At 44.0% G+C, this 15167-nt stretch carries 12 protein-coding genes; 10 read left to right on the plus strand and 2 right to left on the minus strand.

Going from position 1 to position 15167, the window contains the following annotated elements; genetic code table 11:
- Nucleotides 1-11: 11 nt before the first annotated feature.
- Nucleotides 12-524 carry an RNA methyltransferase gene (locus AB4513_RS00460; protein ID WP_009846247.1) on the plus strand — a complete coding sequence of 171 codons (513 nt, stop codon included), beginning with the start codon at nt 12-14 and terminating at the stop codon, nt 522-524.
- A 111-nt stretch (nt 525-635) separates the two neighbouring features.
- Here the strand turns inward: AB4513_RS00460 and AB4513_RS00465 are convergent, their stop codons facing one another.
- Complete coding sequence (locus AB4513_RS00465) at nt 636-2696, minus strand: alpha-amylase family glycosyl hydrolase (protein ID WP_102258249.1); 2061 nt, start codon at nt 2694-2696, stop codon at nt 636-638.
- A 277-nt stretch (nt 2697-2973) separates the two neighbouring features.
- Between AB4513_RS00465 and AB4513_RS00470 the strand changes: the two genes are divergently transcribed.
- The 6 genes from AB4513_RS00470 to AB4513_RS00495 all read left to right on the plus strand — a co-directional run bounded on the left by AB4513_RS00470 (nt 2974) and on the right by AB4513_RS00495 (nt 9467).
- Complete coding sequence (locus tag AB4513_RS00470; protein ID WP_102258248.1) at nt 2974-3810, plus strand: SGNH/GDSL hydrolase family protein; 837 nt, start codon at nt 2974-2976, stop codon at nt 3808-3810.
- A 167-nt stretch (nt 3811-3977) separates the two neighbouring features.
- Entirely contained in the window at nt 3978-4868 is an 891-nt protein-coding gene (locus tag AB4513_RS00475; protein ID WP_102258247.1) for a LysR family transcriptional regulator, read from the plus strand.
- A 91-nt stretch (nt 4869-4959) separates the two neighbouring features.
- A complete protein-coding gene (gene dgcN / locus AB4513_RS00480; protein WP_102258246.1) occupies nt 4960-5967 on the plus strand; it encodes an N-acetyltransferase DgcN in 1008 nt (335 codons plus the stop codon).
- 57 nt (nt 5968-6024) lie between these two features.
- Nucleotides 6025-7011, plus strand: a complete 987-nt coding sequence (gene dgcA, locus AB4513_RS00485; RefSeq protein ID WP_102258245.1) for an N-acetyl-D-Glu racemase DgcA — start codon at nt 6025-6027, stop codon at nt 7009-7011.
- A gap of 562 nt (nt 7012-7573) precedes the next feature.
- Entirely contained in the window at nt 7574-8824 is a 1251-nt protein-coding gene (locus AB4513_RS00490) for an AAA family ATPase (protein WP_102258244.1), read from the plus strand.
- Nucleotides 8811-9467, plus strand: coding sequence for an HNH endonuclease (locus AB4513_RS00495; RefSeq protein ID WP_102258243.1), 657 nt, complete (start codon nt 8811-8813; stop codon nt 9465-9467). Before AB4513_RS00490 ends, AB4513_RS00495 begins: the two co-directional genes overlap by 14 nt.
- Nucleotides 9468-9659: 192 nt before the next feature.
- Here the strand turns inward: AB4513_RS00495 and AB4513_RS00500 are convergent, their stop codons facing one another.
- Nucleotides 9660-9881 carry a GyrI-like domain-containing protein gene (locus AB4513_RS00500; protein ID WP_081324597.1) on the minus strand — a complete coding sequence of 74 codons (222 nt, stop codon included), beginning with the start codon at nt 9879-9881 and terminating at the stop codon, nt 9660-9662.
- A 413-nt stretch (nt 9882-10294) separates the two neighbouring features.
- On the opposite strand from AB4513_RS00500, the gene AB4513_RS00505 reads away from it, so the two are divergent.
- From AB4513_RS00505 to AB4513_RS00515, 3 genes are all read left to right on the plus strand, one after another.
- A complete protein-coding gene (locus AB4513_RS00505; protein ID WP_102258242.1) occupies nt 10295-12268 on the plus strand; it encodes an ATP-binding protein in 1974 nt (657 codons plus the stop codon).
- The gene (locus AB4513_RS00510) at nt 12265-13617 is read left to right on the plus strand and encodes a sigma-54 dependent transcriptional regulator (RefSeq protein WP_102258241.1); all 1353 of its coding nucleotides are present in this window, start codon (nt 12265-12267) and stop codon (nt 13615-13617) included. Before AB4513_RS00505 ends, AB4513_RS00510 begins: the two co-directional genes overlap by 4 nt.
- A gap of 275 nt (nt 13618-13892) precedes the next feature.
- Nucleotides 13893-15113: a glycerophosphodiester phosphodiesterase family protein gene (locus AB4513_RS00515; RefSeq protein WP_102258240.1), complete on the plus strand. Its 1221-nt coding sequence runs from the start codon at nt 13893-13895 to the stop codon at nt 15111-15113.
- Nucleotides 15114-15167: the final 54 nt, after the last annotated feature.

The following is a 15167-nucleotide window of genomic DNA, read 5'->3' on the forward strand; positions in this document are numbered from 1 at the left end:
GAGAAATATTCATGAACAAAAGCCATGTGACTATTGGTTTAACTAACCCAAAGAGCCCGACAAACGTTGGCGCGGTTATGCGTGCGGCGGGTTGCTACCAAGTCGACGAAGTTAAATACACAGGGCAACGCTACGACAAGGCTGCAAAATTTCACACCGATACCAAGAGTGCAACGCGCACTATCCCGCTTACTGGTGTCGAGTCGTTTTTAGATAACCTTAATTCAGAAACTAAGATCGTATGTGTGGAGTTGGCTGAGGGTGCAACACCACTGCCACGTTTTAAACACCCAGAGAACGCTATCTATATCTTTGGGCCTGAAGATGGTTCTATTTCTCAAGATGTCGCTGACCGAGCTGACCATGTTGTTTATGTACCAACTGTTGGTTGCATGAATCTAGCAGCAACAGTGAATGTGCTACTTTATGATCGCCTTGCTAAGTCAGATGAAATGGACGAGAGCAACGAGCTGATCAAGAAAAGCCGCGATAACCGTAATCACCTGCAAGTGAAGCAGGGGTAGATATCGTTTTAATCGTGTCTGGCCTCTTAATATCCAATGCAGATTAAAGAAAACCCCTTATTCGTAGGAATAAGGGGTTTTTACTTGGTTGATCTCGGATCTTAGGTTTGGCTATTCAGCACATTTGGAAGCCATAATTTTTAATGGTTGCCCCGCATCATCGAATTGTAAGCTCCATACATACTGCCCAGCATTACGAATAGTGATAGCGGTATCTTGACCGTAACCACCTTTAATTAACGAGTTAAGCTGTCCTAACTTTAGGTTAAGCCCATCCGCTGTGAACTGAGGTGACCAAGCCTTGGATGCATATTGCATGCGATAACTGCCCGGTTTTTCAGTGGTGACGACTTGGTAAGTGTTGTCACCTTTATATTCAAACTCTCGTTGACCCACGTGTTTCCAACCTGAATCAGCAAAATTGCCAACCACATAAAGTGGGCTCGAAATAGGGCCTTCAGCTTTTATTGTTGGATTGTCACATTGAGCCATGAAGCCTTGTCCAACTTCATTTCCTGTTGCTAGTATCACCGCAATTGGCCCTTTTTCACTTGGCTGTGTTATCGACAAGAAACGAGCTTCAAATGGGCTTAGAACGATAGAGTAGTGGCCATCAATAGCTGAGATCGATTGCTTGGATTCAATATCCTTCAGATCAGCTATGGAGCCGACTTTTTCTTTGGCTAGTTTTATGGTTTGTTCTTTGTTGGTAACGTTCACTGCGTAGACAACAGTATCGCCTTCATAGGCTTTGTGATCGACATAGGCTACATCATTGGCCATCAGGTTTGTACGTTTACCTTGTGATAGAGCGGGGTGCGTTTCTCTCAGTTTCATCAAGTTTGTCACGTATTGCTTTAAGTCTTTTTCGTGCGCATTGAGTTGAGCTGTGACACCTTCTACTTTACCGCTAGTACGGGCTACGTGATCATCACACAGACCATTAATGGCACAGTCATCAGTCCATACTTTGTCTGAAAAACCTTCTAGCTGATCGCCTATTTCGTCCCCATAGTAGGTGGTTATTGGGCCGGTATAAGCTGCTTGGAATGAAAATGCCGCTTTATAGCGCTGCCAATACTCTTTGTCTTGTGGAGAAGCGATATCACCGCGCTGTAATAAGTCACCAAAGCGCACAAGGTCATGGTTACCGATCATTAAATTTGGCTTCGCGTGGTCTGGGTATAACGAATGTAAAGACATGCCTTCTGCAAGCCACTCTCCACCTTTGTTCCCCACGCCAGCTTCGTTTACAGCAAAGGTTTCCGTCAGGCGGTAGCGCATAGGGAAATCAAACGCAGAACATAAGGCCGGTGCTTCATTTGAACCGTAGCCTGTTTCAATAATGCGGTTCTCACCTGCCCAAATTTCCGCGACCATATAACCCAGAGGGTTCACGGTTTTACCTTCGCTGTTTACGTATTCGACTTGAGAAGATGCGGTGTCTACCGTTTCTCTGATTTGACTCCAAGCTTCTTTTGGCACTTGATAAGCTTGATCTAAGCGCCAACCATCAATTTTGAGCTCTTTGATCCAATACTCGGCAACTTCTTGATAGAAGGCTAGGCTCTCAGGGTATGAGACTGGATTATCCTCTCCTTGGGGCAGCTTACCTTTTGGTGACGGCACTACGTTTTTTTTGTGGTGGCCAAATACGCCATCAAAGAAGACATAAAGCCCTCGAGCATGCGCTTCTTCAACTAAGGTTTTAGCTTCTTCCATCGTGCCGAATCTCGGATCGATATTGAAATAATCGGTGGCAAAATAACCGGTTGCATCCAGTCTATCAGCCCAATGGTCTTGGTTTTCGATAGGCTCTGAATTAAAGATTGGGGTTAGCCAAATGCCGTTCATGCCAAGAGATTCAATGTAATCAAGTGAGTCGATAATACCTTGGATATCTCCGTTATGGTGACTGGTTCCATAGCCTGTCCCATGACCAATTGAGTCATCGCCACTGACAAAGCTTTCGACCATCACTTGATAGATCCTCAAGTCATTCACGTCGGCATTGGTATTCGTTTGGCATTGGTATGCTGTTGGTTCTTGAACTGATTCAGGTGCAGATTGGCAACCTGCAAGTAGGATGGCGGTAACGGCCAACGCGGTATTGGATAGAGAAAGTTTCACGTAAAGGTCCTTATTATTATGATTTAACCTATTATTCACCATCCTGATATTCTATAAATCCTCCGTTAAATAGTGGCAATAGGAGTAGACGGTAGGCTGAGAGACTGAGGTCACAATATGTGGCTAATTTCTTATACATATTATGATGAAGTGCTGATTTTTGAGTCGGAACGAGATTTGTACAGGAAGATATTTTTATGCGGTATGTACCAGCCTTGTTGAGAATAAGTCATTCTCTGTTTCTAATGTTATCTATCCCGAAAGCAATCGGATATTATCTTGGGTTCATCATTAGATAATTGAAGGGTTAGATAACACCATGGAAGACAAGCAATTACTTGCCGCGCTGCAGCAACACCCTGTCCTCGATCTCTATCAGTTATTCCAAGAAGTTGGTCAAAACCGCTCTCTGTATGCATTACTAGAGAGGTTATTTTCCCTTAAAGAACACCACCAACTGAGCACTCGTCTTAGCCCTTTTAAGCCTCACATCGAAGGGTTGCTGGCTCAATTTGATAGCACTACACCGGACAGTGATATTCTCAAAGCGGTTGCTCTTCAGTCTGAGATTCAGCAACGAGGCCACAGTATGAGTCGTTACATCATGACATCGGACAATCACCGCCATTTTTCCCCAAATGCAGACCTAGTGATGTTTGGTGATTCGATCACCGAATGGGCACCTTGGGCGGATATCTTTCGCGATGTTTCGATGGTCAACCGTGGCTTAGCGGGTGACACCACAACTGGCATGTTGCGCCGTATTGATACCACGTTGAATGTGAAGCCAAAGCTGGTGTGCTTTATGGCAGGGATAAACGATTTGGCTCAGGGTAATGATGTCGAACATATCTACCGGAACTACATTGATATGCTTGAAGTGTGGCAAGAAAACGATATTCGTATATTGGTGCAATCAACGCTTTATGTTGGCTCTAAACTGCAAGGTTTGAACCCATCGGTGGAGCTGCTTAATAGCAAAATAAGCGAGTACTGTTCCCAGCAAGACATTGCGTTCTTAGATGTGAATTCAGTATTGTCACCTAATAAGCTTTTATCGAATGAATACTCATGTGATGATCTGCATCTGAATGCGAAGGCTTACCAAGCTTGGGCTGAGGTTCTTCAACCTACGATAGCTGAGTTACTAAAATAAACTCACGCAAATAGCCAAATAGCCAAATAGCCAAATAGCGAAATAGCGAAATAGCCAAGTAGATAAATAGACAGACAGCTAATTAAACAGCTAGACCGAAAAACAGCTTAGCTAATACAAGAAAAGCCAACCCCTAGATTTGTTTCGCGAACCATAAGGACATCAATGTGAACCTAAGACAGTTGGAAGTCTTTTACGCCATTATGCAAACCGGAACCGTATCTGGGGCTGCGCGTAATCTGCATGTGTCACAACCTAATGTGACTCGTATTCTGGCACACACAGAGCAACAACTTGGTTTTGGATTGTTTGAGCGTGTCAAAGGTCGGTTGGTGCCAACGGTTGAAGCGAGAACCTTGCTGCCAGAAGCGGAAAAGGTGTATCAGCAGTTAGGTCAATTTCGTTCTTTGACGAATAAGGTTAAGCAAGGACATCAGCACCTACGTATTGGTGCACCACCGATACTGGCGACCAAATTGCTGACTCCGGTAATAGCCCAAATGTCTCGCGAACAAGATCTCTCTTTTGAGTTACTAACAGCAAACCGTGATGGACTGTGTGCTGGGCTGTTAAAGCATGAGCTTGATATTGCTATCGCATTTGGGGACGAAACACCGCCTGCCATATTAAGTGAAACACTCTTAACTGAATCACTCAAGGTTCTGGTTCCTTCCCACACAGTTGAACAGTTACCTACTGAATTAACCCTTGATGATCTGATCAATTATCCCTTGCCAATCATCGGGCTTGATAGCCGCGATCCATTAGGCCTACTGTTACATCAAAGCCTTATTGCGCGAGATGAGCATTATCACCATCCGATATCTGTGCGTGGATATAGCGCGGCCGCGGAATTGGTGAAGCACCAAGCAGGCTTTGCGATTGTCGATCCGTGGACGGCAGAGCAATATCAAAATGACGACTCGGTTTGCGTGCTTTCACTGCAGCCGGATATCCAATTCTCGGTCTCGATGCTTTGTGCAGAGCACACCCCTCAGTCTATTTCTGTTAAGCAATTTATCGCTTCATTGAAGAGCCATACTCAGCCTATAACTTAAGGTTATAGGCTCGCCATAAATTGGTATTCGGCAGCTTCTAAGTTCTTAATTAAAGTAAACCCATACAAAGATTTATTAATTAGGAATACTCATGTCTATCGCTCAACCTTACCTTCTTTTTTTTGGGGATGTTACCGACCCACTTGCCGCAAAAACAGCTCGCGGTATTCATCAATGGCGACCAGAAATTTGCCTAGGTCAGCTTCGTTTAACAGACGTTACCGTTTCACTTGGCTTAACGGATATGACCTTACAAGAGGCGCAAGCACAGGGCGCGAAAACGCTAGTGATTGGCACAGCAAACCCAGGTGGTGTTATTCCTGACTCTTGGCAGCCAACCATAATGGAAGCTACAGAAATGGGATTTGAGATTGCATCTGGCATGCACCAACGACTGAGTGAATTTTCACCGCTTGCTGACATGCAACAGCGAGGATTGACTAAGCTTCATGATGTACGCCATTTTGATGGTGATCTAAACGTTGGTAACGGTAAGCCTCGTCAGGGTAAGCGCCTTCTTACGGTCGGAACCGATTGCTCAGTAGGAAAAATGTTCTCGGCGTTGGCCATTGAAAAATCGCTTAAACAAGTAGGAATCTCTGCTCAGTTTAAAGCGACAGGGCAGACAGGTATCTTGATTGAAGGCAAAGGCATTTCTATTGATGCGGTGGTGGCGGATTTCATTTCTGGCGCGGTTGAAGCGATTAGCCCCGATTTTACTGACTACGAGTGGGACATCATTGAAGGGCAGGGTTCTTTGTTCAACCCTTCGTTTGCAGGCGTGAGTTTGGGATTATTGCATGGCGCACAAGCTGATGCTTTGGTGCTATGTCACGAAGTAGGGCGACCACATATTCGCAACCTTCCTCATGCGCAATTACCAACGATTGAACAGACGATCGAAGCTAACTTGCAAGCCGCGCGATTGACGAATCCAGATGTAAAATTGGTTGGCATCTGCTTGAACACGTCGGCAATCAGCATTGAAGACGCTGAGACATTATGCCAAGAATGGACCACACTCTATCAAGTGCCCGTGACGGATCCAGTGCGTTTTGGTGTACAACACATTACTGATCATTTGCGACATTCACTTTAACGACGTCATCATTTCTACGTTTCCATTTGTTAAAGCGAACATCAACCGAGTGAAATTATGAAGATTACAGCAGAACCCATTACTATCGCGATGCAAACGCCTTTTCGCATCTCTCGTGGCAGTCGAACTGAGTGTCACGTTGTTCGTGTTTACATTGAACATGGTGGCAAACAAGCTCAAGGCGAATGCACGCCTTACCCACGATACGGCGAGTCATCGGAGTCTGTGTTAGCGCAAATCCAACAAGCGTCTAGCGCACTTGAAGCTATGTTTGCACGAGGCGTTACCGATCCCGCAGAGCTAAGAGATCATCTTCAGTCTTTATTGACTGGAGGGGCAGCGCGAAATGCGGTCGATTGTGCGCTTTGGGATTTCGAAGCGCAGCAGAACGGCCAGATGTTTCCAAATAGCTTGTTTGAGCTACCCAATCAAATCGTTACTGCAATGACAGTCTCCATTGGCACACCAGAAGCGATGGCTACCCAAGCTCGAGATTATGTGGCGAATGGTGCGAAACTTCTAAAAGTGAAGCTTGATGGCGAGCAGGTAGTAGAGCGTGTTCGTGCAGTGCGAGAAGCGGCACCCGATGTTCTGGTTGTACTGGATGCTAATGAAGCGTGGACAGGGTTGAATCTCGAAGAGTTGTTTAATCAACTAACAGAGTTTGATATCGCGATGATCGAGCAACCTTTGCCGCAACAACATGATGCGTCACTGGCACATATCAATCACCCGATCCCACTGTGTGCGGATGAAAGCTGTCATACCACTTCGCAACTTTCATCTTTGTTAGGCAAGTATGAAATGGTTAACATCAAGCTCGATAAAACGGGCGGTTTGACCGAAGCCTTGGTACTTGCTGAAGAAGCTCAAAGGCTCGGCTTTACTCTGATGTCGGGTTGTATGCTAGGCACCTCATTGGCGATGCGAGCGGCGCTGCCTATTGCGGTTCAATCTGAAATCGTCGACCTTGATGGTCCTGTGCTATTAGGGCAAGATGTTTCGCCAGCACTGACTTATCGAGATGGGATGATCATTCTTTAAGGTGGCTTAGCGTTCAGTATTGATGATGTAGGTCATAGGTAGGCACGCGAACTTTTGGACAGAACCTTCTTAGAGTAATCACCTAAATTAGAAATATACGGATAACTTTTTGTATCGAAAGTCGCTTAGAAAGTACAAATATGACACGCACATTTAGCGTTAAATGTCACACTAACTTAATTGCGCTAGTTATGAACAATACATTTGCCTTGTAATACCATTGTCATCTCTTCTTTTTCGCTTGTAGATAGCTTGAAAAACATCGGTAACAAGCGTTCGCAATCACCGAAATACGCACACGGTTATCCCAGGTCAATTTTTCTATCTCTATGAATCTAAGAGTAAATTTTGGTAGGCATAAGATAATCGAGCACAGCGTTAAGCGCAATGCTCGCTTTTGCCAGAAGAAAGTACTCAAAATTGCGCACTTGATGCCATCCAACTAATTGATTAAAAAGCGATTTCTGGAGTATAGTAAGAGGATAAGCGAGGCAAGCACTCTGCGTGATAAACAGAATGCTGTTTAATAAGCTGTTATCTCTCTAGATGGAAATCAGTAGTAATGTTTAAGAAAGTAGAAATAAACCATTGGCGTCAATTCGAAAGAATAGAAATAGATCTTGATGAAAAAGTAACAATCATTACAGGCTCAAATGGTGCCGGAAAAACGACGATCCTTGGCGTTTTAGGCAAGACTTTTGGGTGGAATACTCGTTTACTTTCTACTCCAGCCAAAGATCAAGAATCTGGCCTAATGCGTTTTTTAACCGGCAAATGGGATTCTTTTTTTTCTAAAGAGGAAGAACAAGAATCATGGATTGAAATCGGCAAGGTACAATATTCAAACTTAAGCGTATCTAAAGTTTCGGTTCCTAAGAAAGCTGGTTCAACTTACGATTTAAATTTCTCTGAGCAACAGCCTATTCAAGGAATGCACGTACCTTCTCATAGACCAGTGTTTAGCTATAAAGAAGTTGAGTCAATTCCAACTAAGCCTAAGAAAAAAGAAGATTACTTTAATGAGTATAATGCTAACGTTGTCGATAAATTCAACAATACGGGTGAATGGCTTAAAAATATAAGTCCGAATTATTTACTTAAAGAGTCTCTAATTGGGCTTGCTACCTTCGGGTACGGCAATAGTCATGTCGTTGCCAATAAGGAATATGCAGAATTATTCGAAGGGTTTCAGGAAATCTTGAAAATAATGTTACCTGCAACCTTAGGGTTTAAACACTTAGAAATAAGAATCCCAGAAGTGGTTTTAGTAACGGAGTCTGGTGAGTTTTCTATTGATGCTGCTTCAGGTGGTGTGGCATCAATAATTGGTGTAGCGTGGCAAATATACATGTTTTCTCAAAATAAAGAGAACTTTGTAATCACGATCGACGAGCCAGAAAATCACTTACACCCTTCCATGCAAAGAGAGTTAATTCCAAATTTAAGCAAAGCTTTTCCTAAGGCCCAATTCGTTATTGCTACTCATAGTCCATTTATTATTGGATCTTCTAAAAAATCCCAAGTGTACGCTCTTGCATACAATAATGAAAATCGGGTATTTTCTCGAAAGCTTGACATGATTGATAAAAGTGGCAATGCGGCAAAAGTTTTAAGAGAGGTTCTTGGGGTTCCTGTAACAGTGCCTGTTTGGGTCGAAGATGAAATAAAAGAAGTTGTAAAAAAATACTCTGAACAAGGCGTCGATGAGGGCTTGTTTCAACGAATGAGACAGGAACTAGAAGAGAAAGAACTGCAAGAATTTATGCCCAAAGCAATCACTCTAGTTGTGGAGAGTCTAAATGATAAAGCTTAATAAGGGGTCTAAGCCACAAGTTCTGGTAGACAATGCTACAAACTGGACCAATGAATTACTTGGTTTTATTCAGCGCGATGAAAAGGTTCCTTCATCTGTTTCAAATCGTTATAACCATTCAGATGTGAAAGGTCTTCTCAAGCAGGAAGCTAAAAATAAATGCATGTACTGTGAGAGTAAAGTGAGTCACGTATCATATGAGCATATAGAACATATTAAACCTAAGGCTAAAGATAAGTACCCAGATTTAACGTTCGAATGGCAAAATTTAGGGCTTGCATGCCCTGTTTGCAACATGAATAAAAGTGACGAATACGACCAAAATCTGCCATTTTTAAACCCGTTTAATGATGAACCGAGTGACCACCTATATGCTGCGGGCCCCTACGTATTTGGAAAGCCAGGTCAAAACAGAGGGAAGTTGACGGAGAAAGTCATTGAATTAAATAGAATGGACCTTGTAGAACAGCGACTAGAAAGAATAGATGCAATACGCCAACTTATGGATAGCTATGAAAACGAGCATAATCCAATACTCAAAAAGGCAATTTATAAAGAGCTTGTAGAAGAGTTAGGGGAAGATAAAGCATATTCATTTGTACTGAATTCAATAGTGGATGTTGTCGGAATACGCACCGTATAACTGAGGCGGATTCTAAGTATACGATTGTCAACCTACACACGACCGAAGTGAGTATAGCCCCAACCTCATTGTTCGGATTAGATTTGATAGGGAAAACGCACGCCCCCGGAATGAGTAGAGTATTTAATCTAACCAATTTTGGGGCAAAAATGAGCCAGCCGTGATTGACTGACTCAAGGGAAGCTCTCTTAGTTACTTGATCGGAATATAGATTTCGGTTTTCAAATTCTCAGGTTTAGTTCGTCTTGGGTCTCGATTCAGGTACACCTCAAAGCATGGTTGGTCTCGCAGTTCAAACCCACTGTCTGGTAGCCATTTCAAGAGTAAATAACGGTATGCTTCAGAGAGTTTCTCGTAAGTACCTTTGTGCAAGGCCTTGGCATATTTGCCACCCAAAATTGTCTTGCGATCGATACATCCATCCTATTTCGACATAGGTAGTGTCCTACACTGCGAGACTCCATGATTTTCCATTATTGCTAATTTGTCTGAAAGTTTAGATTCAAGACCGTTTTGCGAATGATAAGCCCAATACGATCAATCTCTATGATAAATGATCAGACTTTATTGGAAGTGCTCGAACTAAAATGCCCTCCGACAGGGATTGATAAAGTAATCACGTTTCTGTCGGTGCGGTCACTTTCTATTATCGCAAAACAGACCATGCAAGCTTTATAAAATAATTGTTATGATATCTTATGTGAAATGTTAATGATTACTCTTCGTTTAATAGCTTCACTAAAGCTATTCGATCTAAGATTAAATAGGTAAATCACCTAACTGATTGAATCATTGACGGATCCTGTTGATTTTATGATGAGAAGAAGGTGGGGCTAGTGAGTAGTCATGTCTCCGAGGTGATAGAAAACAAAGACAGTTTTGAACGCCCGTTTTCGATCAAAATTCCGCGCCGTAAGTGGTTTGGTTGGAAGGGGATCGAACTGCGCTTGGTATTGGCATTGGCCATGTTATCGATGACCACCATCTTCCTTTCGGTTGTTTCTAGCTTTACTTTTGACGATCTAAACCAACGCCTCGTTGAATTAAAAGAGAGTGAAATCCCCGCCTTAGATAACGCTGCACGCCTCAATGATATGGTGCGTGTGATTATCACGACCTCATCTCAACTCAGTGATGCTGAATCTAATTTAGAGCGTAAGCAGGCGATGCTCAAAATTGAAGAGGCCATTTCAGTGATGAATAGCGTTATGGTTCAATTCCCTGATTATCACGCCTATTTTAAAGATCTTATCGCCCAAGTTAACAATAGTCTGAGTTTGTTGTATCAAAGTGAGATTGAGTCAGAACAACTCAATCAAGAACTTCGTAATTTGCTTGAGGGTTTTTATCCTCTGTTGCAACAGGCCAGTGATTCACTCGATAGTTTGCCTGAGTCAGCCAAAGATCAAATTCAATATACTCAGTTGAAATCTCTGCTTTATTACCAATTAGGCTTAGTAGAGAAGTTGTATAACGACTCAAGCTTTAATGAGTTGGATTACACTAGCTACCGCTTAGAGCAAGTCGGTGAAGAGTGGTGGAAACTTTGGGTCAGTGGTGATTTAAGAAGTAATTTTCCTGAGTTAGATCGCCAACTCACGGTTATTTATAACCTCGCTTCAAGTGATAGCAGCTTGTATGGGATGAAAAACAAAGCGCTTAATCATCTCTATCAAGAGCAGTATTTCCTGCAAAACAGCCGCGAGCATTTGAATCAGTTAACCGTGCAGATCGAAAGCAACACCAGCAAGGTGAATAGCAATATTGACCTGTCGATTCAGCAGGCGCAGTTGTCTTTACAATCGAACCAACAACTCTCTCTTTTTCTTTCTCTGTTTAGCGTGTTGGCTGCAGCTGCCATTTCGTGGTTCTACGTGCGTAAGAGTATTTTAGAAAGGCTTTTACAGCTCAAAGACAACATGTTCGCGATTTCTACCGGTCATCTAGATACCGAAGTTTCTATTCGTGGCAAAGACGAAGTGACGCAAATGGCCAAGTACCTAAAGGTATTCCAGACCACGGCCAAAGTCGTTAAGCAAACCAATCGAAAATTAGAGGCTGAGGTTGAAGAGCGCACCTTAGCCGAAGCCAAATTACGAGTGACTCAAGACGAGCTAATCCAAGCCGGAAAATTGGCCGCGCTAGGGCAATTGAGTGTCGGGATCACGCACGAGATCAATCAACCTCTGACCGCAGTAAACAGTCACGTTCGAAGCGCGCAGCTTTGGTTAGGCAAGCAAAGGCCAGACAGGGCAGAAGAGAACCTAAAAAAGATCGAGATTTTGTTAGACAAAGTGGCTGCGATTACTCGTCACCTAAAGGCCTTCTCACGTAAGAGTGATGGCAAGATTGATAACGTTGAATTGAATAAGGTGATTGGTGATGCGATTGACCTGTTTGAAACCCGACAGAGCGCTGTGTCGATTCAGTATTCGCCCCAAAGTAGCCAAATGGTTCGAGCTAACAACATTCGCTTAGAACAGGTTCTGGTGAATTTGATCAGCAATGCTTTGGATGCCATTGAGCACAGAGAACAACCAGAGCTCAGCATCTCAACTCAAGAGCATTCGAAGACCATTCAGATTTTGGTGATGGACAACGGGTTAGGGATACCTGAAGAGGACATTCCGCATCTGTTTGACCCATTTTATTCCAGCAAAACAACAGGTAAGGGGCTTGGGCTAGGCTTGTCTATCGCATACAACATAATAAAAGATTTTGGCGGCTCGATTCACGTGGAATCGGTTGAACACCAAGGCACCACCTTTATCGTCACTCTACCAAAAGGCACAGGTTCATGATTTCAGAAAAACACATAGTTCTTATCGACGATGAAATAGATGTCGTCGACGCCGTGAGCGAAATGTTAGAGCTAGAAGGGTTTAGTGTCACCACCTTTACTGATCCCAACCTTGGCCTAAAGTCGCTTAAAGCAAACAGTCAGTCGGTTGTGCTGTGTGACGTGCGCATGCCGAAAGTGGACGGTTTGACGTTGTTGAGCTCAATCCAACACCGTGCCCCGAATGTGCCCGTTTTATTGATGAGTGGCCATGGCGATATTCCAATGGCGATCGAAGCGATGAAGTTGGGCGCTTTCGACTTTCTAGAAAAACCGCTTAATTCGAGTGAGCTGGTGGAGAAGCTTGATTTGGCGATTACCCAGTGTCAGCACAGCTGCCCGTCAACCTCGGATGGTGATGAGCAAGAGGATTTACCGATTGAATCTGTGGTTATTGGCCAATCAAAAGCGATGGATACCATACGTAAGCAAGTGCTCGCTTTAGCGCATACTGGCGTCGACACCATCATCAACGGAGAAACGGGAACGGGCAAAGAGGTGATAGCTCGCGCGTTGCATCAATTTAGCCGTCGTAAGGCGAAGCCCTTTGTCGCGATCAACTGTGGCGGCATGACAGAAAGCATTATCGAAAGTGAGTTGTTTGGCCATGAAGCGGGTTCGTTTACCAGTGCCAACAAGAAACGCATTGGCAAAATAGAACAAGCCAATGGCGGAACTCTGTTTCTTGATGAAATAGAAAGTATGCCAATTGCGGTGCAAATTAAACTGCTGCGCGTCATTCAAGAACGAATGATTGAGCGCGTTGGTGGTAACGAGTTAATCCCGGTCGATATTGTGGTGGTAGCCGCCAGCAAAGCTGATCTCGCGAGCCTGAGTGAAACGGGGGAGTTCAGAGCCGATCTCTTCTATCGTCTTAATATTGCTAGCTTAAACCTTCCCGCATTGCGTCAACGCAAAGAGGACATTCAGGTGCTGTTCCGCCATTTTGTGATTCAAGCGAGCCACAAGTACAAGACACGCCCATCAACGATTTACCCTGAACAGATTCAGCAGCTATGTCGACACGAATGGCCGGGTAACGTGCGCGAATTACGCAATGTCGCAGACCGATTTGTACTTGGTATTGTTGGTGATGGCTTTGATCTTCAATCACCAATTTGTGAAGCGTCCGGAGAAGATTTCGCTTTTGAAAAGCAGATGGAGCAGTACGAAAGGAATGTACTGACGGAAGCGCTAATAGAAAGCGCAGGCAACATTAACGAGGTATCAAGTAAGCTGAATTTACCGCGTAAAACCCTTTATCGAAAAATGAAGAAACACCAATTGGATAAAGAGAGCTTCAAGGCCTAACTGGTTCATCCATTCGCTTAATAAAAGCACAAGACAACAATGACCCATTTCACTTTTAGTCGAATGGTTAACCGTTTCAAGTGATTGTAATAAAAGGGCTTTAACATTTGGCACAATGCGTGCAATCACTACATTGTGGCATACGTTCACATGAGGTTATTCGGTGCTGAGTCAAAATATATATGACAGCTATCTATATATGACAGCTATCCAACACCGAATGATCGAATAAAGGAAGTTAGAAAAATAATTGCTTGTTGCAAGGAGATACAAACATGAAGCAAATACTGAAAGGTTCGATTGCTCTGATACTCGGTGTGAGCTCGATGACGGCATGGGCCGCAGCAGAATCAGCCGACTTAGGTCCTCGTCCCCTCTTTTTAGTGAACAATATGGATGAGAGCCCTTTGAAAACCAAGCTGTTGAGTTGCAGTGAAGGACCTTTTCATCGTAGTGATTTTTCTATTGGACATCGCGGAGCTGCGATGCAGTTTCCTGAACACACCAAGGAATCCTACTTAGCAGCGATTCAAATGGGCGCGGGTGTAGTGGAGTGCGATGTGACTTTTACTAAAGATAAGGCGTTGGTATGTCGTCACTCGCAAAGTGATCTGCACACCACAACCGATGTTTTAGCGCATCCCGATCTTGCTAAGAAGTGTTCAACACCGTTCACGCCAGCTAACCCAGCGACAGGCGAAGATGCACAGGTTGAGTGTCGTACCTCTGATTTCACGCTGGCTGAGTTTAAGACCCTGAAAGGGAAAATGGATGGTGCGAATCAAAAAGCAACCACGGTCGAAGAGTACATGAATGGCACACCTGGTTGGAGAACTGACCTTTACAGCCAAAATGGGACACTGATGACACACGCCGAAAGTGCGGCATTGTTTAAAGAGCACGGCGTGAAGGTGACTCCTGAGCTAAAATCGGCGGCGGTAGAAATGCCTTTCAATGGTTTTAGCCAAGAGATGTACGCGCAGAAGCTGGTGGATGAGCTGAAAGAGGCGGGTTTTGAGCCTTCAGAGACTTACCTACAGTCATTCAACTTGGATGATGTGAAGTACTGGGTTAATGAGACGCCTAAGTTCGGTAAGCAAGCCGTTTATCTTGACGACCGTGTCTATGAGCAAGCGGACTTTGTCGCGTCTGTTGAAAACATGAAGGAGCTACACGATGCGGGCGTGAATATCATCGCACCACCTCTGTTTGCTTTGGTTGAACTTGATAAGAACAACGAATTAGTGGCGTCTAACTACGCGAAACTGGCAAAAGATGCTGATCTTGAAATTATTGCATGGACACTTGAGCGTTCAGGCCCGCTAGCGCAAGGCGGCGGATGGTATTACCAAAGCGTGAAAGATGGCATCAACAATGATGGCGACATGATGAAAATGCTTGATGTACTGGCGCAAGATGTTGGTGTTATGGGCGTATTCAGCGATTGGCCTGCAACGGTAACTTACTACGCTAACTGTATGGACAGCGACGCTTAGGCTGTTGTGAGCTCGCTTTGCATAGCAATTATAGCGTTTGTATAGAGAGTACTT

This window comes from Vibrio sp. 10N.222.54.E6, from assembly GCF_041473955.1.
Taxonomy (GTDB): domain Bacteria; phylum Pseudomonadota; class Gammaproteobacteria; order Enterobacterales; family Vibrionaceae; genus Vibrio; species Vibrio tasmaniensis_A.

What these genes read in the sequence shown, in the direction of transcription:
- AB4513_RS00510 (WP_102258241.1), top strand. Translation starts at nt 12,265, where the DNA reads ATGATTTCAGAAAAACACATAGTTCTTATCGACGATGAAATAGATGTC.
- AB4513_RS00460 (WP_009846247.1), top strand. Translation starts at nt 12, where the DNA reads ATGAACAAAAGCCATGTGACTATTGGTTTAACTAACCCAAAGAGCCCG.
- AB4513_RS00470 (WP_102258248.1), top strand. Translation starts at nt 2,974, where the DNA reads ATGGAAGACAAGCAATTACTTGCCGCGCTGCAGCAACACCCTGTCCTC.
- dgcN (WP_102258246.1), top strand. Translation starts at nt 4,960, where the DNA reads ATGTCTATCGCTCAACCTTACCTTCTTTTTTTTGGGGATGTTACCGAC.
- AB4513_RS00490 (WP_102258244.1), top strand. Translation starts at nt 7,574, where the DNA reads ATGTTTAAGAAAGTAGAAATAAACCATTGGCGTCAATTCGAAAGAATA.
- dgcA (WP_102258245.1), top strand. Translation starts at nt 6,025, where the DNA reads ATGAAGATTACAGCAGAACCCATTACTATCGCGATGCAAACGCCTTTT.
- AB4513_RS00465 (WP_102258249.1), bottom strand. Translation starts at nt 2,696, where the DNA reads ATGGTGAATAATAGGTTAAATCATAATAATAAGGACCTTTACGTGAAA.
- AB4513_RS00495 (WP_102258243.1), top strand. Translation starts at nt 8,811, where the DNA reads ATGATAAAGCTTAATAAGGGGTCTAAGCCACAAGTTCTGGTAGACAAT.
- AB4513_RS00515 (WP_102258240.1), top strand. Translation starts at nt 13,893, where the DNA reads ATGAAGCAAATACTGAAAGGTTCGATTGCTCTGATACTCGGTGTGAGC.